We start from the raw sequence: 20,540 nt of genomic DNA on the forward strand, positions 1-20,540 counted from the left end.
AGCCAGGTGAGGTCATGGGCGAGGTGACCGAGCTGAGGAGCCCGGCCAGGTCGCGGAATCCCCGTCGGGTCGCGGTGCTGTCCCTGCACACCTCTCCGTTGGAACTGCCGGGCGTCGGCGACGCGGGCGGCATGAACGTCTATGTCATGCAGACCGCGTTACGGCTTGCGGGTCGGGGTGTGGAGGTCGAGGTCTTCACCAGGGCGACCTCCTCCGACCTGCCGCCGGTGGTGGAACACGCCCCCGGCGTCCTGGTCCGCCATGTGATGGCGGGACCCTTCGAGGATCTGAGCAAGCAGGAACTGCCCGCCCAACTCTGTGCGTTCGCCGCAGGCGTCCTGCGGGTCGAGGCGCAGAGCGAGCCGGGGTACTACGACCTGGTGCACTCGCACTACTGGCTCTCCGGTCAGGTCGGCTGGCTGGCCAAGGAACGCATGGGGGTGCCGTTGGTGCACACGGCACACACCCTGGCGAAGGTGAAGAACGCCGCGCTGGCCGAGGGCGACGAACCGGAGCCTCGGGTCAGGGTGATCGGCGAGGAACAGGTCGTGGCCGCCGCGGATCGGCTGGTCGCCAACACGGCGTTCGAGTTCGACCAGCTGGTGTCCCTCTACGGCGCCAGATCGGAGTCGGTGGCCACCGTGCCGCCCGGTGTCGACCTGCACACCTTCGCGCCCGCCGACATCGGCCGGGCACGGGCGGAGTTGGGCCTGGCGGCGGACGCCGTGGTGCTGACCTTCGTCGGGCGCATCCAGCCGTTGAAGGCGCCGGACGTCCTGGTGCGGGCGGCGGCCAGACTCCTCGCCGAGGAGCCCGCGCTGCGGGAACGGCTCGTGGTGCTGATCGTCGGCGGCCCCTCCGGCACCGGGCTGGAACAGCCGGAGGCGTTGCAGAAGCTGTCCGCCGAACTCGGGATCGGCGATGTGGTGCGGTTCCTGCCGCCGAGGTCGGGCCCGGCGCTCGCGGCCGTCTACCGGGCGTCCGACGTGGTGGCCGTGCCGAGCCACAACGAGTCGTTCGGCCTGGTCGCCTTGGAGGCGCAGGCCTGTGGAACGCCGGTGGTGGCCGCAGCCGTCGGGGGGCTGCCGGTGGCGGTGGCCGACGGCCGGTCCGGCAGGCTGGTGTACTCGCACGACCCCGCCGAGTGGGCGCGGATGCTGCGCTCGGTCGCCGTGGATCGGGAGCACCGGGCCGCCCTGGCGGCAGGCGCACTGGCCCACGCTCGCCGATTCTCCTGGGACAGCACGACGGACTCGCTGATGGCGACCTATCGTGAGGCGATCGGAGCCTTCGGTGAGGACGGTGTCCGCCGACTCGGACGAGAGGGCAGGGCAGGGTGAGCGACGCGGATACGGACCGGCGACAGGGGATCGAGGAGCTGATCGCCGTCGTCTTGGACGAGCGGGAGCTGACCTATCGGCGCGAGGGCGCCGGTCGGTTCACCGTCACCCTGCCCGGTGTGCGGAAGCTGGAGACGACCTGCCTGCTCACGGTGGGCGCGCAGGCGCTGCGGGTCGAGGCGTTCGTCTGCCGTGCACCCGACGAGGCCCACGAGCAGGTGTACCGCTATCTGCTGCGGAAGAACGCCCGGCTCTACGGCGTCCACTATTCGATCGACACGCTCGGTGACATCTACCTGATCGGACGGATCGGACTCTCCGCAGTCGACGAGGAGGAACTCGACCGAGTGCTCGGGCAGGTGCTGGAGACGGCGGACGGGGATTTCAACCTGCTGTTGGAGATCGGCTTCGCGAGTGCCATTCGGCGCGAGTTCCAGTGGCGGACCTCGCGCGGCGAGTCGACCCGGAATCTTGCGGCCTTCGACCATCTGTTCCGGGATCCAGACCCAGGCTGAGCTGGGCTGTTCGGCGCGGGAGCGCCGGACAAGCGCGGAGCGGCTTGGGAGAGAGGGGGAGTCGCGAACTCAAGCCGCCCCGCGCCAGGTCCCGTCTGTCGGATCGCTGAGCGGGGGGCACTCAGGACTCCTGACGGGGTCTGCGGTCCGACGGGGGAGGCGAACCGCAGGAGCTCTCGTCGGATCGGGGAGTGCGTGGGAGCCGATCCGGGAGAGCATTATCAACTTGGCAGAAGTTTCACATCCGGCACAAGGGGTTGGCACTGCTCCATTCGAGTGTATCGATCAGGGTTGTGTAACGGATCTATTGCATCAACTCGGACGGTAGTCAACATTGGTGAGCTGGCTCACCATCCATGGGGCGATCAGGCGAGAGCACATCGATTCAAGAGCACTCTGAGTGATGATTTTCGGCGGCTCGCGACCCTTTCCTTGTCGTCCTGGTGGCTGCCTGCATCCTCGGCGGCAGGCCTGGCAGGCTGGGGCCCATGACTTCAGACGTGGGCACTCTGGTGCTGCTTCGACACGGCGAGAGCACCTGGAACGCCGAGAACCTGTTCACCGGGTGGGTCGACGTGCCGTTGTCGGAGAAGGGACTGGTGGAGGCCCGCCGAGGCGGCGACCTGCTGACGGCGGCGAACCTGCTGCCCGACATCGTGCACACCTCCTTGCTGCGCCGCGCCATCGGCACCGCCAATCTGGCACTGGACGCGGCCGACCGGCACTGGGTCCCGGTGCGGCGAGACTGGCGCCTCAACGAGCGGCACTACGGAGCCCTCCAGGGCAAGAACAAGAAACAGACCCTGGAGACCTACGGCGAGGAGCAGTTCATGCTCTGGCGTCGCTCCTACGACACGCCGCCGCCGGAGATCGCCCTCGGCGACGAGTACGGCCAGGACGCCGACCCGCGCTACGCGGACCTCGGTCCGGCGATGCCGCGCACCGAATGCCTCAAGGACGTGGTGACTCGGCTGCTCCCGTACTGGGAGGAGGCGATCGTGCCGGATCTCCGGGCGGGCCGCACCGTCCTGGTCGCTGCGCACGGCAACTCGCTGCGGGCCCTGGTCAAGCACCTGGACGGGGTCTCCGACGAGGCCATCTCCTCGCTGAACATCCCCACCGGCATTCCGCTGCGCTACGACCTCGACGCCGACCTCACCCCGGTGCGTCCCGGCGGCACCTACCTCGACCCGGACGCGGCGAACGAGGCCATCGCCGCCGTCGCCAATCAGGGTCGCTAGTCGTCGCGCCCGGCTCGACGTCGACTCGCCGAGGCCTGCCTGCGCGGCCTCGGCCCGACACCGGCTGCCGCCGCGACATCGGCCGTTCACTCTTTCGAGGAGAACTCAGGGTGAACGGTCGGTGTCGCAGCGTCGAACATCTCGCCTCGGGACTGTCGAAGGCGTCACGTCTGCGCCGTTGACCCTGGGCTCATCGGGTGTCGGCGTGCTTACGATTCGGCTGTGGGCACGGTGGGTTCACTCGCGCTGTCGATCGGTCTCGTACTGGTCGGCGGCATCATCGGTCTCCTGATCGGCAGGCGGGCACGAAGGCCTTCCGCCAGAGACCGCTCCGTCGTCACGATCGCCGAGCTGCTGTCGCGGCTGATCGGCTCGGCCAAGAACGGCGTCGTCGTGCTCAATCGCTTCGGCGACGTCGTGATTCACAACGAGCGTGCCGTGGATCTGGGCGTGGTCCGGGCCAAGGTGCCCGACGCCAGGGCCAGGGCGGCCGCCGAGCGGGCGCTGATCGAGGACCGGACCGTGACGGTCGACCTGTCGCAGCCGACCAACCGGGGGCGCGCGCCGCGTGCCGTGGTCGCCGAGGCGAGACCCCTCGGCGACGGGTTCATCGTCGTCGACGCCGTCGACGAGTCCGAGGCGGTCCGGCTGGAGTCGACGAGACGTGACTTCGTGGCCAACGTCAGTCATGAGTTGAAGACCCCGGTCGGCGCGCTCGCGCTGCTCGCCGAGGCGATCCTCGACGCGGCGGGCGAGCCGGAGCAGGTGCGCCGCTTCAGCGGCAAGATCCTGCACGAGGCGACCCGGCTGGGGACGCTGGTCACGGAGCTGATCGCCCTCTCTCGGTTGCAGGGCGCGGAGCGGCTGCCGGAGTTGACCGCGCTGGACGTGGACGACCTCGTCCAGGAGGCGCTCGGCCGATGCAGGCTCGCGGCCGAGTCCGCAGGCATCGACGTCACCACGGACGAGGACATGGGCCTCGAGGTGGACGGCGACCGGATGCTGCTGGTCACGGCGCTGTCGAACCTGATCGACAACGCGATCTCCTACTCGCCGGAGGGCAGCCCGGTCAGCGTCAGCCGCAGGTTGGTGGCAGGCCACGTCGAGATCTCGGTGACCGACCGGGGGATCGGGATCGACCCGGAGCTCCAACAGCGCGTCTTCGAGCGGTTCTTCCGCGTCGACCAGGCACGATCCAGAGCCACCGGCGGCACCGGGCTGGGTCTGGCGATCGTCAAGCATGTCGCGGCCAATCACGGGGGGTCGGTTCGGCTGTGGAGCAGTCCCGGCACCGGATCGACGTTCACGCTCAGCGTGCCCGCGAAGGCCGCGCCGAGTCACGTTCCAGCCGAGCCGGGGGCGGCAGGCGCAGGTACCACAGGTGTGGAGGCGGCGGAGGTGGGCTCCGTCGCGATCGGCTCGGTCGGCGAGCGTCGGTCGACGGCCGTCCAACATGAAGGAGTGCAATGACGAGGGTGCTCATCGTCGAGGATGAGGAGTCCTTCTCCGAGCCGCTGGCCTTCCTGCTGCGCAAGGAGGGCTTCACCGCGGCAGTGGCGATGACCGGGCAGGAGGCGTTGGTCGAGTTCGACCGCAACGGCGCGGACATCGTGCTGCTGGACCTGATGCTGCCGGGAATGAGCGGCACCGACGTGTGCAGACAGCTTCGCCAGCGGTCGGGCGTCCCGGTGATCATGGTCACGGCGCGCGACAGCGAGATCGACAAGGTCGTCGGCCTGGAACTCGGAGCGGACGACTATGTGACCAAGCCCTACTCCGCCCGAGAGCTGATCGCCAGGGTGCGAGCGGTCCTGCGGCGCGGCGGCGACTCCGACGAGCTGCCGTCGCAGGTCCTGGAGGCGGGTCCGGTCCGGCTGGACGTCGAACGCCACGTCGTCACGGTCTCGGGGACGGAGGTCAGCCTCCCGCTGAAGGAGTTCGACCTGCTGGAATACCTGCTGCGCAACGTCGGGCGGGTGCTGACCAGGGGCCAGCTCATCGACCGGGTGTGGGGAGCGGACTACGTCGGCGACACCAAGACGCTGGACGTGCACGTCAAGCGGCTGCGCTCCAAGATCGAACCAGATCCGGGGAACCCCACCTTCTTGATCACCGTCCGAGGCCTGGGATACAAGCTGGAGACCTGATCGGTGACGGTTCGCGACGACCTCGGCCATGCCGGGTGACCGCGACGGCGGCGCTACCGCCTGGCTACCCGCCACTGCGCACGACTCGCCGGTAGCGAAGCGGTAACGTTGCACGCCATGCGCCCAGCGGTGCGTGACGTCGGGTTACCTGACGACGGCCTTCGACTCTGCGACGTGCCTGAGGCCGGGCGAAGACGACGTGGTCGGCCGAGCGGACCCCTGCTCGACTCGACGCGGTCCGAGACGGCGGGGCGACGATTCGGCGGCGGTGACATCGGCCACCATGCGAGCGTCGCCCACCCGAGCGACGAGCGACCTGTGGACGTTGCCCGGCGGGGGCATGCGCAGCGTCTGGATGAGGTCTGGATGAGACTGATGGGAGTGTGCGGACAACCGTGATGACCCCCGCATCAGGGCGACCCACGCGACAACCGTCGTGTTCCACTGGACGCACAGGCCCGACCGGGGCACGGTGGATCCAATGAGTGGGGACGACCGATCGGACCAGGACGCCCCCCGCAGCGTCGCCGAGCTGCTCGCCGCCTACGGCAGCAGCGAAGGCAAGAACGCGCAGGGGGGCGGAAGGCGTCGGCGGCGACGAGCCGAGGACGCCTCGGAGGCGGCTCCGCAAGAGATCATCGAACGGGTGCTCTCCGACAGCGGCCGGATGCGCCGCATCCGCGACGATGAACTGGAGCCGCCGCCCGCGACTCCACCGCCGCCCGCCGCGCAGCCGGGACCGCCCGGCGCCCGCCCCGACCCGAGCGCAGTGCAGGGCCCGCCGCCCGCCGCCCGGCCGCCCGGCCCGGCGCCGCAGCCGCCTCGCTCCTACGAGGGCTATGAGGACCCGTACGGCGCCGTGCAGTACGGCGGCGCTTCGGCGACCCCGTACCCGGACCAGGCCTACCCCGAGCAGGCCTACCCGGACCAGGGCTATCCCGACCAGGCATACCCGGCCCAGGCCTACCCCGAGGAGGGCTATCCCGATCGGGGCTTTCCGGCGGATCATCCGGATCAGGCCTACCCGAACCGGGACTACCCGGAGCGGGACTACGACGACGGACCGGGGCCGGACGCTCGACAGCCTGCCGGGCCGCCCCCGCCCCACGCCGCGCCTGCGGGCCCTCGCGGCTATCCGGGTTACGCGGACGACCTGACCGCGACCACCCAGCATCCGGTGATTCGGGACGAGCCCGACGCGGACCTGACGACCTCGGTCGCGGGCAGGCTCGGCGGTGGTGACGATGCGCCGCCGACGCGTCGCGAGCCGATGACCGAGCAGCTTCCCCGCATCGCGGTCCCGCCGGACTTCGACGACGAGTCGGACGCGGTCGCCGGGGCGGGCACCACCGCGTCCGAACAGACGATGGCGGGCACCGACTGGTTCGAGGACAGCTACGCGGGCGGCCAGATCCCGCCGTACCAGGACCCGCCGGAGGACGACCACTTCCCGGCGGCGGCCTCCGCGACCGCTGTGTCGCCGATGCCCGGCATCGCCCCGCCAGTGCCCGGCGTCTCCGCGTCCGAGGAGACGCAGCAGCAGCGGATCGTCGACGGCGGGGACGAGTACCTCGACGACTTCGGGGGGCTCTACGGGGACCGGATCGACGGACACCCCTCGGAGACGCCCGCGCCGTCGGACCCGGCCGACGAGCGCTACGACGACTACGGCGACCTCGACGACGCGGAGGACGACGCGGCGTTCGACGGCCGCGCCACCCGCGCCGCCCGTGACGACCTCGACGAGTACGACGACTACGAGGACGGGCCCTACCCCGAGGACGGCACCTACCGCGACGGGGACGAGGCAGACGCCGACGCCGAGGAGGAGGAAGAGCGCCGCTCGCCGCTCGTCGAGTGGCTGGTGATGGCCGGACAGCTCATCGGCGGCGTGGTCGGCGGCGGTGCGCTCTGGCTCGCCTTCCAATGGCTGTGGGAGAGCATTCCGCCGTTGGCACTGGGGCTCGCGCTGCTGGTGACCACCGGGCTCGTCTTCGCGGTGCGACGAATTCGCCGGACCGACGACCTGAACACCACGTTGTTCACCGTGCTGGTCGGGCTGATCGTGACCGTCTCGCCCGCCGCCCTGCTGCTACTCGGGCTGTGAACACGGCGGCCGGGCACTCCGCGACGGGCGGACCGAGGCGACGCCGGATTCCGGTCGGGCTGTCCACCGCATCGGTCTGGCCGCAGCCGGTCGAGGCGGCGTTCGGCATCGCCGCCGACCTCGGCTACGACGGGGTCGAGTTGATGGTCTGGGCCGATCAGGTCAGTCAGGACCCGGCGGCCGTGCTGCGCCTGGCCCGAAGCCACGGCGTGCCGGTGTTGGCGGTGCATGCGCCCTGCCTGCTGATCACCCAGCGGGTGTGGTCGGCCGACCCGGAGGAACGGCTGCGCCGGGCCGTGTCGGCGGCGGGCGACCTGGGGGCGAGCACCGTGGTGGTGCATCCGCCGTTCCGCTGGCAGCGTCGCTACGCCGACGGCTTCGCCGACCTGGTCGAGGAGCTGTATCAGAGCAGCGGCATCGCCGTGGCGGTGGAGAACATGTTCCCGCTGCGCCCGCCGAACCCCCGGCGCTTCGGGTCCAGGATGCAGGCGGCCCGGCTCCGGCCGATGGCCGCGCCCGCGCCGTTGCAGGTGTCGGCCTTCCGGCCGTCGCCGGACCCGACTGACGAGGGACATCGGCACTACACGCTGGATCTCTCGCACACCGCCGCCGCGCACGTCGACGCGATGGAGCTGGCGGCCAGGATGGGTAGTGGACTCCGACACATCCACCTGGCCGACGGCAGCGGACTGGCCAAGGACCAGCACCTCCTGCCGGGTCGAGGCGAGCAGCCCTGCGGCCTGCTCTGCGAACATCTCGCGCAGAGCGACTTCGACGGCACCGTCGTCGTGGAGGTCAACACCAGAAAGGCCCGGACGCCGGAGGATCGGGCGGCCGAGCTGGCCGAGGCCCTGGCCTTCGCGCGGCTGCATCTCTTCCGGGATTCCCTACAGTCCTGAGCCCGGTCACCGATCCGTCCCGAGGCGAGCGGCCGAGGCGGACACCCGGGTCGACGGCGGCGAGCACTCGCGCGTGGAATCCGCGCGCCGAAGGGACAGCCGGGGCCGCCGATTCCGCCCGCCGGGACTGGTCGCTCTCCGGCATCGCGCGCCCGGCGTCCGGCCCGGCCGGAACGCTCGCCGACGGCGCCGTGCGCGGCCCCGTGCGAGGCGGGCAGGCGGTCGCCGTGCTGGTCACAGGGTGTGTCGGCTCCGTCGCGCCAGCTGCTCGTCACCAGCCCGGATGACGCGGCACGATGTTCGGCGTCGTACAGTGCCGCTCGTGAACCCGCTGCGCAGTCTGATCCTCGCTGCGGCAGGCAACGATGCCCTACGCCGCCTGGTCGCCACCACTCCCGTCAGCCGTGACGTCGTACGTCGCTTCGTCGCAGGAGAGACGACCGCCGACGCGGTGGCCGTCGCTCGCGACCTCGTCGACTCCGGGCTGACCGTCACCCTCGACCACCTCGGTGAGGACACCACCGACAAGGCGCTGGCCGAGTCTTCCGTTCGGGCCTACCTCGACGTCCTGGACCGGCTTCGGGAGGAGGGACTGGCCTCCCGCGTCGAGGTCAGCGTCAAGCTCTCCGCCGTGGGCCAGGTCCTCGACGAGCGACTGGGTCTCGACAACGCCGCGCGGATCTGCGCGGCTGCCGAACAGGCGGGGACCACGGTCACCCTCGACATGGAGGACCACACCACCACCGACTCCACCCTGCGGGTGCTCGCCGAGCTGCGCCGGACCTGGCCGAGCACCGGCGGGGTGCTCCAGTCCTATCTGCATCGGACCAGGGCCGACGCGCAGGCGTTGGCGGGCGCGGGTTCGCGGGTGCGGCTGTGCAAGGGCGCCTACGCCGAGCCGGAGTCGGTCGCCTTCCCCACCATGCACGAGGTCGATCGCTCCTATGTCCAGTGTGCGAACGACCTCCTCGCGGGCGAGGGCTACCCGATGTTCGCCACGCACGACCCCCGGCTGATCGAGATCGTCTCCGAGCAGGCGCGGCTCCACGAGCGGGCACCCGGCAGCTACGAGTTCCAGATGCTGCACGGCGTCCGTCCCGACGAGCAGCTTCGGCTGTCGGCGGCAGGGGAGACCGTGCGGGTGTACCTGCCGTACGGCCAGGAGTGGTACGGCTACCTGATGCGCCGACTCGCGGAGCGCCCGGCCAACACCGCGCTGTTCCTGCGGGCGTTGACGTCCCGACGCTGATCAGCCCTGATCGGTCGTCGAGCCGATCTCGTGGGCTCGCCCGAGCTCGACGGACCGATCCCTGGCGGCCTCGATGGCGTCGAGCAGTGCGGCCCGGACCCCGTGCTTCTCCAGCTCCCGGATCGCCGCGATCGTGGTGCCCGCAGGCGAGGTGACCGCCTCCCGCAGCATCACCGGGTGGCCCTCGGCGCCGCGCAGCATCGTCGCCGCGCCGACGGCCGACTGCACGATCAGCTCGGCGGCCATCGCCCTGGGGATGCCCACCAGGATGCCCGCGTCGATCATCGCCTCGACGAGGTAGAAGAAGTAGGCCGGGCCGGAGCCGGACAGCGCGGTCACCGCGTCCTGCTGCCCCTCCGGCGCCCTGCGGACCTTGCCGACGCTGCCGAGCAGCTCCTCGACGAGATCGAGCTGCTCGTCGGTGGCGTGCCGCCCGGCGGAGATCACGCTCATTGCCTCGCCGACGAGCATCGGCGTGTTGGGCATGACCCGCACGACCGAGGTCCCCTCGGGCAGCCTCGCCTCGAACAGTCCGGTCGGCAGGCCCGCGCACAGGGACACGACCAGGCTGCGCGGCCGGTCGGAGCCGCCGCGGTGGGCCAGTCGCGGTTCGAGCTCGTCCAGCAGGGGCTCGATGTCCTGCGGCTTGACCGCCACGACCAGTACGTCGGCCTCTTCGGCTGCGGCGGGCACGTCCACCGCCCGCACCCCGTAGCGCTCGGCCAGCTCGGCGGCACGCTGCGGATGACGTTCGGTGAACAGCAGGTCCGAGGCGCGGCGGCCTGCGCTCAGCAGACCGGACAGCAGCGCCTCACCGATCTTCCCCGCACCCAGCACGGCAATCTTGGTCATGGCGCCACAGCGTGCCGGCCGCCGCCGACCCCGCGCCACTCGCCGCGCAGCCGATACCGGCCGGGCAGCCCCCGGCTCGGCACCCAGCTGATCCCCCGCCTGCGGTGACGATCCCTGCTCGTGCGGGCCGGCCCCGGGTGTCGGTGCCGGGCTCGGTCGCCTGCGGGGACCGGGAGACGGCGGCGGCCGGCCCGGCGGGGATTCGTTCGCAGCGCGTCACACGGTCGCGTGCGGACCGCAGTGGGTCGACCAGGGCCTAGGGCGGGTCCCCTGCGCGGGAATGCCACCGGGGTGCTCAGCGCGATCTGAGAGCCTGTCTCTGGTCCCGCTGGAGTCGTGAGCGGGGATTGGCGTGGCTGAGCTGCCAGGGGACAGGAGCGAGCCAGGACGGAGTGATGGCGACCGGCGACGCCGCAGATCGCCACGCCTGCCCCGCGCAACTCCGAAGGCAGGGATCGCAGACCGGCTCTGGGCCCGTCCGCAGCGCGGGGCGGCCGTGCCTCGGTCGCTGGCCGCTCAGGGTGGCTCTCCGGCCGTTCGGTGGGCTCTGTCCGGAGCCGCCGAGCACGCGGCACCGAAGCCGTCGCGGGCGAAAGCCGTGGATGCCGTAGCCGCCGGAGTCCGGCCCCCAGACCCGGATGTCGGACCGGCAGGCGGCGACGCCGGAGAACCCGCCGTCGTTCACCGGACCGGGTCTGTTCGCCGGATCGGGGCTCGACGTCACCCGGTGGCGTCGTCCTACCCGGGTGGTCGCGTCGCAGTCGGCTGCCCGCCCCGCCCGGTCCACGTCGTCGCCGCCGTCGGGCACCCGCCTGTCGCGTAGGCAGGCGGACCGGGGCCGAGACCGTACTGCCCTGGTGGTGCCCCCGCGAGCCGTCTCGACTGTCGCAGCCACCCCAGATACCCCGTTACTCTCGGAGGAGCACATGCGTGTCGATACCGTCGGGAGGGGAAGCCCGGCGGCGCGACAGGTGCTGAAGGGTGCGATGACCCATGTCCATGCAGGAGGAGCACACAGAGGGACTCGGACAGGTTCGGTTTCTGACGGTCGCGGAGGTGGCCGCGCTCATGCGCGTCTCCAAGATGACCGTCTACCGACTCGTGCACTCGGGCGAGCTGCCCGCGGTGCGGGTGGGCCGGTCCTTCCGCGTTCAGGAGAAGGCAGTACACAGCTATCTGGACCGAGCGTATTTCGACGCGGGATGAGGTCGATGCGGCCCGGTCTAGAAGATCCGAAGCTCACAGGTACCCTGGAAGGCCGTTCGTGTCGTGTGCCTGCAACCTGCTCTGAGCGCACCAGCACGAGCCAGGTTCGACCACTCACAAGGACAGCGAGGAATCCCGGATGGGCTCGGTTATCAAGAAGCGCCGCAAGCGGATGTCGAAGAAGAAGCACCGCAAGCTGCTTCGCAAGACCCGTGTGCAGCGGCGCAAGTTGGGCAAGTAGACCCGAGCCGCGCCAAGCGCCCGCACCTTCCACGGTGCGGGCGCGCTCATGTCCGGCGCCGGTTCGTCGGCGACGACTTCTCCTCCTCGGTAGCATCACGGTGAGTCCGGCGCCGAGGGAGGGAACGTGATGAAGCCTCGCGTGGTGCTGGTGACCGGCGTCGCGGGCTTCCTCGGCGGCAGTCTGGCGGCGCGGCTCGCGCGAGATCCCGATGTCGAGCGGGTGCTGGGAGTGGACGTCGTGCCGCCCGCACCCGAGCTTCGACATGCCCTGGGCCGGGCCGAATTCATCCGGGCCGACATTCGCAATCCGTTGATCGCCAAGGTGGTCGCCGCCGCCAGGGTGGACACCGTCGTGCACACCGCCGTCACCCCGTCGGCCTCGTCGCGAGGCAGCCGATCGGTGATGAAGGAGATGAACGTCCTCGGCACGATGCAGCTCCTCGCCGCGTGCCAGACGGCGCCGACCGTCGATCGGCTGGTGCTGAAGTCCTCCAGCGCCGTCTACGGCGCCAGCTCACGCGACCCGGCGATGTTCACCGAGCAGATGGGCCCCAAGGAGCTGCCCTCCGGCGGCTACGCCAAGGACGCCGCCGAGATCGAGGGCTACCTGCGCGCGTTCGGCAGGCGCAGGCCCGATGTGGACATCACCACGCTGCGGTTCGTCAACTTCATCGGGCCGAACATCGACACGGCGCTGACCCGGTATTTCGCCCTGCCCGTCGTCCCGACGGTGCTGGGCCACGACGCTCGCGTGCAGCTGCTGCATCCCGAAGACGCCCTGGCGGTGCTCGAACGCGCCACGCTGTGTCGGCTGCCGGGCGTGTTCAACGTCGGCGGCGACGGCGTCATCATGCTGTCGCAGGCGGTGCGGCGGGCCGGGCGGGTGCCGTTGCCGGTGCCGAGCACCGCCGTGCGGCCGGTCGGCAATCTACTGCGCGGCACGCGGCTGCTGGATCTCTCCCCGGACCAGGTGCGATTCCTGAACTTCGGCCGGGTGCTCGACACGACGCTGCTCAAGGAGCGCTTCGGCTTCACCCCGAGGTGGACCACCCGTCAGGCCTTCGACGACTTCGTGACGAGTCGCGGGCTCCGCCCGGTCGTCGATCAAGAGTGGCTCGCGACGGCCGAGCGCGGCATGCGGAATCGAGCGGCGGCGGCACAGGCTGATCGGACCGGTTGACCGGCGAGCCCGGCTCGATCGGCTCCGAGGTTCGGGCGGCAGAGTTGCCGCACACCCTCCATACCGGGTTCTCGTCGGTGATCTCAGCGCGAGGCCGGAGCGGGGGAAGGTCCTCCAGCGGCGGGTGACCGATGCGGGACAGACGACCACAGGTGGCGACTAGGAGGAGGCAGACGGTGGCCGATGCTCGGGTGATCCCGTTGCATGCCGTCGATCGTCGGACGACGTCGACGGGTACGGGATCGCAGCGACGAGTCAAGGCGGTGCCCGATCTCGGGGCCGCCGGGTCCGGCGCCGAACTGCCCGGCTCGGCGTCCGAAGGGCAGCCGTCCGGGACGCAGACCGGATCTCCGACCCCCGCCGAGACGAGCGGAACCGGCCACGAGACCTCCTCGGCGACAGCCGGCGGGGCTCGGCCGCCGGATCCCGCCTCCGCCGGACCAGGGGACGCTCGGGCCACGGGCGCGCGGGACCGGGCCACGGGGCAGGCCAACCCGGATCCCGCCCACGCAGGCGCCTCCCGAGCGGAGTCCGGACACTCGGGCTCCGGGGCGGGCTCGAGGGCTGCAGGCGCGGGGTCCGCAGATGCGGGCTGGGAGGAGCGGGCCGCCGAGGCGCTGGCCTTCCTACAGCGCAGGCTCACCGGCGACTATCGGGTGGACGACTTCGGCTTCGACCCCGACCTGACGGACTCGGTGTTCCTGCCCCCGCTGCGCCCGCTGTACGAGAAGTGGTTCCGGGTGGAGGCGCTCGGGCTGGACAACATCCCGACCGAGGGCGGCGCACTCGTGGTGGCGAACCACTCGGGCACCGTGCCGCTGGACGCCTTGATGACCACGGTGGCCATCCATGATCACCATCCGGGTAGACGGCATCTGCGGATGCTCGGCGCCGACCTGGTGTTCCGGCTGCCCGTCGTCGGGGCGATTGCCAGGAAGGCGGGGCACACGCTGGCCTGCAATCCGGACGCGGAGCGGCTCCTGCGCGCGGGCGAGGTCGTCGGGGTCTGGCCGGAGGGCTTCAAGGGCATCGGCAAGCCGTTCCGAGACCGGTACAAGCTGCAACGCTTCGGTCGGGGCGGCTTCGTCTCCGCCGCGCTGCGTACCGGGGTGCCCATCGTGCCGTGCTCGATCGTCGGAGCCGAGGAGACCTATCCGCTCCTCGGCGATCTCAAGCCGCTGGCGAGGCTGCTGGGACTGCCCTACTTCCCGGTCACGCCGCTCTTTCCCTGGCTCGGCCCGCTGGGGGCGATCCCGCTGCCCTCGAAGTGGTACATCGAGTTCGGCGAGCCGATCGTCACCGCCGACTTCGGCGAGGACGCCTGCGAGGACCCGATGCTGGTGTTCAACCTGACCGATCAGGTGCGCGAGACCATCCAGCAGACGCTGTATCGGCTGCTGGCCCGCCGGGGCGGCGTCTTCACCGACTGATCCGACCGATCTCGTCGAGGCCGGGTCTGCCGATGTTCGGCGAGCGGAGGCGCGTCGGGGCGGCGCCCGGCGTGGCGGGCGGCCTGGTCAGACGCGGGGGCGCTTGCGATACCGCAGGCCTGCGGCGACGGCACCGGCCAGTGCGCTCGCACCGAGGACCGAGTTGACCCCGATCCGAGCCGCACGCCTGCCGGTGCGGAAGTCTCTGATCTCCCAGCCCTGTCGCCGCGCGTGCTCCCGCAGCGTCTGGTCGGGGTTGACGGCGACGGCGGTGCCCACCGTGGTGAGCATCGGGATGTCGTTGGAGGAGTCCGAATAGGCGCTGCAGCGGCGCAGGTGGAGACCCTGTGCCGCAGCGAGCGCGCGGACCGCCTGGGCCTTCGACCTGCCGTGCAGGAGGTCACCGACCAGCCGACCTGTGTACACGCCGTCTCGGCTCTCCGCGACCGTGCCGAGCGCACCGGTCAACCCCAGCCTGCGCGCGATCGTCTGGGCCAGTTCGACGGGGGTGGCGGTGACCAGCCAGACCCGCTGCCCGGCGTCCAGATGCATCTGGGCGAGTGCGCGGGTGCCGGTCCAGATCCGGTCGGCCATCAGCTCGTCGTAGATCTCCTCGCTGAGCTGGAGGATGTCCTCGACCTTGCGACCTGCCACGAAGGACAGTGCTTGTTCGCGGCTGGCCTGCACGTCCCCGGGATTCTCCCGTCCGCCCACCCGGAACTTGACCTGCTGCCAGGCGAACCCAACCAGATCAGAGGTGGTGAAGAACTTGCGAGCGGCCAGACCTCTGGCGAAGTGGAACATCGATGCGCCCATCATCATCGTGTTGTCCACGTCGAAGAAGGCCGCAGCAGTCAGGTCGGGGCGCTGAAGATACTGGTCCCCCGCCTCGGGTGGTGGGGACGTCGCGGCCGCCTCGGCTGAAGCCTGCCCCGCGCGCGCAGCCCGCTCCTCCAGTTGCCGGCTGTTCTCGCGCTTCCGCCACAGTGGCACCGCAGCGCCTCCAGATCCGGTGGTCCCTCCGCCTCGAATCGGACATTCGAGGTAATGCGGCTCCTAGCCTAGCGATCGACCTGAGAGCCCGTCTTCGATCCCTGCTTTCGGAGTTGCGTGGCGATCTGCGGCGTCGTCGTCGGTCGCCATGACTTCGTTATGGCTCGATCCTGTCGCCTGGCAGATCATCCGCGCCGATCCGCGCCCACGACTCCAGCGGGTCGAAGGCAGGCTCTGCAGAGCCCGTCGCCGATCCCCGCTCGCGGACCGAGCAGGATCGCAGGCAGGACAGGAGCCGTGACGCGTCTTCCCCGCGCCGGGTGTGCGTGGAAAGGGTGTGATCATCGCAGGCTCGTGCGCAGAAGTCCCGCCAGGCGCCGCACCGCGCGTTGCTGAAGGGCACGGACGGCTGCCTCGTTGCGGCCGAGCAGGTGGGCGGTCTCGGCGACGGACAGGCCGTAGAGAAAGCGCAGTCGCAGGCATTCCTGCTGGTCGGCAACGAGCCTGCCGAGTTGGCCCGTGACCTCGACGAGGGTCATCCGCGCAAGCACCTGTTGTTCTGGGTCCAAGGCCAGGTGATGCGCGGGGAGTCGGGAGTTGGGGTCCTCCGTGGGGACCTCCAGGCGGTGTCGGCTCGACTTCAGGTGATCGAAGACGAGGTTCCTGGCGATGGTGACGAGCCAGGCGCCGAGGTCGCGACCCTGGTAGCGCAGTGTTCCGATGCGCCGGAGCGCGCGGAGGAAGGTCTCGCTGGTCAGATCCTCGGCGAGGCCGTGGTCCCCGAGCCGATGCAGCGTGTACCGGTGGACGAGTCCCGCGTAGCGCCGGTAGATCAGGGCGAAGGCCTGGGGGTCGCCTGCCTGGGCGGCCCTGACCAGTTCCCAGGCATCCGTCTCGGGCTTGGGCATGAACCCTCCCCGACATCCATATTGCAATGAGTGACTGAATGTGTGCTCAATGTGACCGACGCCTGGATTCTGTCGGCTTTCCGGTCGCTGCGTCCACTTCTGCCCGGTAAATCACCAGGTAGTCCATCCATGGCGCCCGCTGCCTACCCACGGTGACGAGAGTTGTTCTCAGCGCCGTCTACGCCTCGGACCGGGGGATCTGCGTGACCCTTCGTCGGTTCGGGCGGGTGCGGACCGTAGCGGTGAGTCCGCGCGGGGTGGTCGCCGGTCCGGCACCTCGTCCGGCGCGACGCCTGTTCTGGGCACACCTGTCCGAGATGTCCGGCTGCGGGTCCATCGACGGTTCGCCTCACCTCGGGGCTGTGCGGCGTGGCGGGTGGCGAGCCCGCCCTCGCTGCCGTGCTCTCGGTGCGGGCGAGGCCCCTCGGCGGCGGACGTGCCCTCGGTGTCTGCGTGCTTCCGCCGCCGCGACCGGGAGACCGGGGCGACGTGACTCCTGCGGCGCCGGTCGAACCTGAGAGCCTGTCTTTAATCCCCACTTTCCTGTTGCGCGGGGCAGGCGCGGCGATCTGCGGCGTTGTCGTCAGTCAACATCACTTTCGTTATGCCTCCTTCCGCCGCCTGGCAGCTCCACGCTGATCACCGCTCACGACTCCAGGGGATCACAGACAGACTCTTAGTTGGACTTCCAAGTGTCGGTCGCCCCACAATCAGGGGTGACCCGGCGGCGAGGCCTGCACCACGAGTGCGAGTCGACGCCGAAGAGCAGACGAGTGGTGGAGGTCGGACGCTGTGAGTGCGCCCGTCGTTGATCATCGATCGCCCGATCCCGAAGCAGCCGAGCTGATCGCCTTGGTCCGAGAGATCGGCCGCCGCGAACTGGCACCACAGGTGAACGAGGCCGAGGCCGAGCACAGATTCCCCAGGGACCTGTTCCGGACCCTCGGCAGGGCGGGCCTTCTCGGGCTGCCCTATCCCGAGGACCACGGTGGTGGCGGCCTGCGGCAGGAGCTCTATCTCCAGGTCGTGGAGGAACTCTCCCGGTACTGGCTGGCCGTCGGCCTCGGGGTCAGCGTGCACACCCTCGCCTGTCACGGACTCGCCTCCTTCGGCACGCCGGAACAGCAGGCCAGGTGGCTGCCGGAGATGTTGGGTGGCGACCAGCTCGGCGCCTACTGCCTGTCCGAGCCGCATGCGGGCTCCGATGCGGCCGCCCTGCGGACGCGCGCGGAGGTCCAGCCCGACGGCGGCTACCGGCTCACCGGCACCAAGGCGTGGATCACGCACGGCGGTGTCGCGGACTTCTACCTGGTGCTGGCCCGTACCGGCGAGGCCGGACCGAAGGGGATCAGCGCCTTCCTGGTCCGGTCCGACGACGAGGGGATCTCGGCGGCCCCGCCGGAGCGCAAGATGGGCGCCAGGTCCTCGGTGACGGCCCAGGTGTCCTTCGACGGCGTCCCCCTGTCCGCCGATCGGCTGATCGGCGCGCCGGGCGGGGGCTTCGGCGTGGCGATGTCCGCGCTGGCCTGCGGCAGGCTCGGCATCGCGGCAGGCGCCGTCGGAGTCGCGCAGGCCGCCCTGGACGTCGCCGTCGCCTATGCCAGAGAGCGCACCGCCTTCGGTCGCTCGATCGCCGACTTCCAGGGCGTCTCGTTCCTGCTCGCCGACGCGGCGGCGGGCATCGAGGCGGCACGGCAGCTGTACCTGTACGCCGCCCGTCGCAAGGACGACGGCCTGCCCTTCTCCACCGAGGCCGCGATGGCCAAGCTGATCGCCACCGACACCTGCATGCGGGTCACCACCGACATGGTCCAGGTGCTGGGCGGCGCAGGCTACGTCGAAGATCACCCGGTCGAGCGCTACATGCGGGAGGCCAAGATGCTCCAGATCGTGGAGGGCACGAACCAGATCCAGCGACTGGTGATCGGCCGCGAACTGGTACAAGGATGAGATGTCCGCTCATCGGGTGACCCTGCTGGTCAGAGAGTCCTGTCATTCCTGCGTCGAGGCCGAGGCCGACGTCCGGCGCATCTGCCACGAGCTCGACGTGCCCTGGTCGGCGGTGGACGTCGACACCGACCTGGAGCTGCGGGGGGAGTACGGCGACCGGGTGCCGGTCATCCTCATCGACGACGTCGAGCACGGGTACTGGCGCGTCGAGGAACCCCGGTTCCGCGCCGCGCTGGCTCGCTGAACACTGGACCGTCGGCACCATCCGCCCGGTCGGCGCGAGCCGATCGGGCGACTCGAGTGAACCGCCGGGGCCGCTGCGACGAACATTGAGGCGTGGACCACGACAGCGATGAGCTTGCGAGCGGACGACCTGCCGGAGACGACGGCCCTCCCGTAGCCGAGGGCGGGCCGGGCACGGCCACGCCTCGGCGTGGCGAGCCGCTCGGCGCCGGTGTCGCCATGATGATCGCCCTGGCGGCGGCGGCTGCGGCCCTGGCCTCGGGCCACCTGGTCGCGGGGCTGCTCGATCCCAGCTCCTCGCCGTTCCTCGCCGTGGGCAACACGGCGATCGATCTCACACCGGCGCCGGTGAAGGACTTCGCCATCGCGGTGTTCGGCACGGCGGACAAGATCGCGCTGCTGGTCGGCATGGCGCTGGTGATCGCGCTGGCAGCGGTCGGTGCGGGGCTGGCGTCTCGACGCAGCGCCTTGGTCGGCACGGCCGCGATCGGCCTGTTCGGCCTGCTCGGCACGGCGGCGGTCCTGGTGCGTCCCGACTTCGGTCCGCTGTCGCTCGCCGCGCCCCTGGTGAGCCTGGCCGTGGGCGTCCTGGCCTTCCGACTGCTGCACTCCCTGGCGGCCTCGGCGGCCGAGGCAGAGGTGCGGGCGATGCCGGGAGAGCAGTCGGCAGGGCCGGACCGGCGGCGGGTGCTGCTCTCGACCGGTGCCGTGGTCCTCGGCGCCGGTGCGGCGGGCCTGGGCGGTCAGGTCTTGGCGGGCGGCATCGATCCCGAGGCACAGCGGGCCGAGATCGGCGATCTGGTCCCCGAGACACCTGTGCCCGCGCTGCCTGCGGGCGCGGACTTCGCCAAGGTGGGCACGCCGACGTTCATCACGCCGAACGAGGACTTCTACCGCATCGACACCGCACTGCGCGTGCCGAGGATCAGGGTCGAGGACTGGAGCCTGCGGATTCACGGGATGGTGGATCGGGAGCTGACCCTCACCTTCGACGATCTCCGGAGCAGGCCGCTGGTCGAGAAGACGATCACCCTGGTCTGTGTGTCGAACGAGATCGGCGGGGATCTGATCTCCACCGCGAACTTCATCGGCGTGCCGCTGCGGGACGTCCTCGAGGAGGCAGGCGTCCAGTCCGGCGCCGAGCAGCTCTTCAGCACCAGCTCCGACGGCTGGACGGCCGGGACCCCGATCGACGTCCTGCTGGAGTCCGACCGGAACGCGTTGCTGGCCATCGGGATGAACGGCGAGCCGCTGCCCGCCGAGCACGGATTCCCGGTCCGCATGGTCGTTCCCGGACTCTACGGATTCGTCTCCGCGACCAAATGGCTGGTCGATGCCGAGGTGACCACCTTCGACCGGCCTGCCTACTGGGAGCAGCGCGGCTGGGCGCGGGAGGCGCCGATCAAGACGCAGTCCCGGATCGACCGGCCGCGGCCCTTCGACGAGGTGCCGACGGGGCGACTCACGGCGGCGGGCATCGCGTGGGCACAGCACACCGGCATCGACCGGGTCGAGGTCCGACTCGACGGCGGTGCGTGGCAGGAGGCGCTGCTGTCGACCGAGGTCAACGACCAGACCTGGCGGATGTGGCGCATCGAACTCGACGTGCCGTCGGGCAGCAGGCGGATCGAATGTCGTGCGACGGATCGCAACGGCCAGACCCAGCCGGAGGAGCGCGTGAATCCGGTTCCCGACGGCGCCACCGGCTGGCATTCCGTGCTCTTCACGGCGAACGGCTGACGAACCGTCCCGACCGACCCTTTCGGGTGTTCTCGACGCATCGAGTGTGGTGACGGGGCGCCGAATTCGACCGGGTTCGACGCCGCCCGCCGAAGGTTCTTCGACGAATTCGGCCGCCGATGTCGGATGACCCCGCCGACTACCGCGTTCGGTTCTGACCCCGACGCAGTTCGTCCGGCGGCACGAGTCCGAGATTCCGCGACGGCGGCGGTTTCTCCCGCGCCGTTCGTCGCATGGGCGATCCTTTCGGCTGTCCGGCGGCCGAGATTCGTCGCGGAAATTCCCGCGACTGGGCGA

At 70.6% G+C, this 20,540-nt stretch carries 18 protein-coding genes; 15 read left to right on the top strand and 3 right to left on the bottom strand.

The annotated features are described in order from the left end of the window. Positions 1-14: 14 nt before the first annotated feature. The 8 genes from mshA to UA75_RS02230 all read left to right on the top strand — a co-directional run bounded on the left by mshA (position 15) and on the right by UA75_RS02230 (position 9,498). A complete protein-coding gene (mshA, locus tag UA75_RS02195; protein ID WP_157433947.1) occupies positions 15-1,340 on the top strand; it encodes a D-inositol-3-phosphate glycosyltransferase in 1,326 nt (441 codons plus the stop codon). Beyond that, positions 1,337-1,855 (top strand): YbjN domain-containing protein, encoded by a 519-nt coding sequence (locus UA75_RS02200; protein ID WP_404799958.1) that lies wholly within the window; start codon positions 1,337-1,339, stop codon positions 1,853-1,855. Before mshA ends, UA75_RS02200 begins: the two co-directional genes overlap by 4 nt. A gap of 488 nt (positions 1,856-2,343) precedes the next feature. Beyond that, positions 2,344-3,096, top strand: coding sequence for a phosphoglyceromutase (locus tag UA75_RS02205; protein WP_075743318.1), 753 nt, complete (start codon positions 2,344-2,346; stop codon positions 3,094-3,096). 222 nt (positions 3,097-3,318) lie between these two features. Then, on the top strand, positions 3,319-4,566 hold the full coding sequence (locus UA75_RS02210; protein ID WP_157433948.1) for a sensor histidine kinase: 1,248 nt from the start codon (positions 3,319-3,321) through the stop codon (positions 4,564-4,566). After that, positions 4,563-5,243 carry a response regulator transcription factor gene (locus UA75_RS02215; RefSeq protein ID WP_075738431.1) on the top strand — a complete coding sequence of 227 codons (681 nt, stop codon included), beginning with the start codon at positions 4,563-4,565 and terminating at the stop codon, positions 5,241-5,243. Before UA75_RS02210 ends, UA75_RS02215 begins: the two co-directional genes overlap by 4 nt. A 481-nt stretch (positions 5,244-5,724) precedes the next feature. Then, the gene (locus UA75_RS32435) at positions 5,725-7,350 is read left to right on the top strand and encodes a hypothetical protein (RefSeq protein WP_075738433.1); all 1,626 of its coding nucleotides are present in this window, start codon (positions 5,725-5,727) and stop codon (positions 7,348-7,350) included. Then, the gene (locus UA75_RS02225) at positions 7,347-8,249 is read left to right on the top strand and encodes a sugar phosphate isomerase/epimerase family protein (RefSeq protein ID WP_232237603.1); all 903 of its coding nucleotides are present in this window, start codon (positions 7,347-7,349) and stop codon (positions 8,247-8,249) included. Before UA75_RS32435 ends, UA75_RS02225 begins: the two co-directional genes overlap by 4 nt. A gap of 322 nt (positions 8,250-8,571) precedes the next feature. Continuing rightward, complete coding sequence (locus tag UA75_RS02230) at positions 8,572-9,498, top strand: proline dehydrogenase family protein (RefSeq protein WP_075743320.1); 927 nt, start codon at positions 8,572-8,574, stop codon at positions 9,496-9,498. Here the strand turns inward: UA75_RS02230 and proC are convergent, their stop codons facing one another. Continuing rightward, positions 9,499-10,350: a pyrroline-5-carboxylate reductase gene (proC, locus tag UA75_RS02235; protein WP_075738435.1), complete on the bottom strand. Its 852-nt coding sequence runs from the start codon at positions 10,348-10,350 to the stop codon at positions 9,499-9,501. A gap of 993 nt (positions 10,351-11,343) precedes the next feature. Here proC and UA75_RS02240 point away from each other — a divergent pair. The 4 genes from UA75_RS02240 (at position 11,344) to UA75_RS02255 (ending at position 14,409) form a co-directional block, all read left to right on the top strand. Then, on the top strand, positions 11,344-11,556 hold the full coding sequence (locus UA75_RS02240) for a helix-turn-helix domain-containing protein (protein ID WP_075738437.1): 213 nt from the start codon (positions 11,344-11,346) through the stop codon (positions 11,554-11,556). 139 nt (positions 11,557-11,695) lie between these two features. Further along, a complete protein-coding gene (locus UA75_RS02245) occupies positions 11,696-11,797 on the top strand; it encodes a 30S ribosomal protein bS22 (protein WP_010241351.1) in 102 nt (33 codons plus the stop codon). Positions 11,798-11,926: 129 nt separating this feature from the next. Continuing rightward, positions 11,927-12,979, top strand: coding sequence for an NAD-dependent epimerase/dehydratase family protein (locus UA75_RS02250; RefSeq protein ID WP_075738439.1), 1,053 nt, complete (start codon positions 11,927-11,929; stop codon positions 12,977-12,979). 176 nt (positions 12,980-13,155) lie between these two features. Then, entirely contained in the window at positions 13,156-14,409 is a 1,254-nt protein-coding gene (locus UA75_RS02255; protein ID WP_412459531.1) for a 1-acyl-sn-glycerol-3-phosphate acyltransferase, read from the top strand. 87 nt (positions 14,410-14,496) lie between these two features. Here UA75_RS02255 and UA75_RS02260 read toward each other — a convergent pair whose 3' ends face one another. Both UA75_RS02260 and UA75_RS02265 read right to left on the bottom strand, forming a co-directional pair. Beyond that, on the bottom strand, positions 14,497-15,402 hold the full coding sequence (locus UA75_RS02260; RefSeq protein WP_075738441.1) for an HAD family hydrolase: 906 nt from the start codon (positions 15,400-15,402) through the stop codon (positions 14,497-14,499). 341 nt (positions 15,403-15,743) lie between these two features. Then, positions 15,744-16,310 (bottom strand): sigma-70 family RNA polymerase sigma factor, encoded by a 567-nt coding sequence (locus UA75_RS02265; RefSeq protein WP_075738443.1) that lies wholly within the window; start codon positions 16,308-16,310, stop codon positions 15,744-15,746. Between the two features lie 792 nt (positions 16,311-17,102). On the opposite strand from UA75_RS02265, the gene UA75_RS02270 reads away from it, so the two are divergent. From UA75_RS02270 to UA75_RS02280, 3 genes are all read left to right on the top strand, one after another. Continuing rightward, positions 17,103-18,260: an acyl-CoA dehydrogenase family protein gene (locus UA75_RS02270; protein WP_075738445.1), complete on the top strand. Its 1,158-nt coding sequence runs from the start codon at positions 17,103-17,105 to the stop codon at positions 18,258-18,260. Position 18,261: 1 nt separating this feature from the next. Continuing rightward, on the top strand, positions 18,262-18,504 hold the full coding sequence (locus UA75_RS02275; protein WP_075738447.1) for a glutaredoxin family protein: 243 nt from the start codon (positions 18,262-18,264) through the stop codon (positions 18,502-18,504). Positions 18,505-18,722: 218 nt separating this feature from the next. Further along, positions 18,723-20,243 (top strand): molybdopterin-dependent oxidoreductase, encoded by a 1,521-nt coding sequence (locus UA75_RS02280; protein WP_075743322.1) that lies wholly within the window; start codon positions 18,723-18,725, stop codon positions 20,241-20,243. The last annotated feature ends 297 nt before the right edge of the window (positions 20,244-20,540 follow it).

The organism is Actinoalloteichus sp. GBA129-24, from assembly GCF_001941645.1.
Taxonomy (GTDB): Bacteria; Actinomycetota; Actinomycetes; order Mycobacteriales; family Pseudonocardiaceae; genus Actinoalloteichus_A; species Actinoalloteichus_A fjordicus.

Coding starts and splice junctions, on each gene's coding strand:
- UA75_RS32435 (WP_075738433.1), top strand. CDS start 5,725: ATGAGTGGGGACGACCGATCGGACCAGGACGCCCCCCGCAGCGTCGCC.
- UA75_RS02250 (WP_075738439.1), top strand. CDS start 11,927: ATGAAGCCTCGCGTGGTGCTGGTGACCGGCGTCGCGGGCTTCCTCGGC.
- UA75_RS02240 (WP_075738437.1), top strand. CDS start 11,344: ATGTCCATGCAGGAGGAGCACACAGAGGGACTCGGACAGGTTCGGTTT.
- mshA (WP_157433947.1), top strand. CDS start 15: ATGGGCGAGGTGACCGAGCTGAGGAGCCCGGCCAGGTCGCGGAATCCC.
- UA75_RS02245 (WP_010241351.1), top strand. CDS start 11,696: ATGGGCTCGGTTATCAAGAAGCGCCGCAAGCGGATGTCGAAGAAGAAG.
- proC (WP_075738435.1), bottom strand. CDS start 10,350: ATGACCAAGATTGCCGTGCTGGGTGCGGGGAAGATCGGTGAGGCGCTG.
- UA75_RS02215 (WP_075738431.1), top strand. CDS start 4,563: ATGACGAGGGTGCTCATCGTCGAGGATGAGGAGTCCTTCTCCGAGCCG.
- UA75_RS02280 (WP_075743322.1), top strand. CDS start 18,723: ATGATGATCGCCCTGGCGGCGGCGGCTGCGGCCCTGGCCTCGGGCCAC.
- UA75_RS02205 (WP_075743318.1), top strand. CDS start 2,344: ATGACTTCAGACGTGGGCACTCTGGTGCTGCTTCGACACGGCGAGAGC.
- UA75_RS02275 (WP_075738447.1), top strand. CDS start 18,262: ATGTCCGCTCATCGGGTGACCCTGCTGGTCAGAGAGTCCTGTCATTCC.
- UA75_RS02265 (WP_075738443.1), bottom strand. CDS start 16,310: ATGCCCAAGCCCGAGACGGATGCCTGGGAACTGGTCAGGGCCGCCCAG.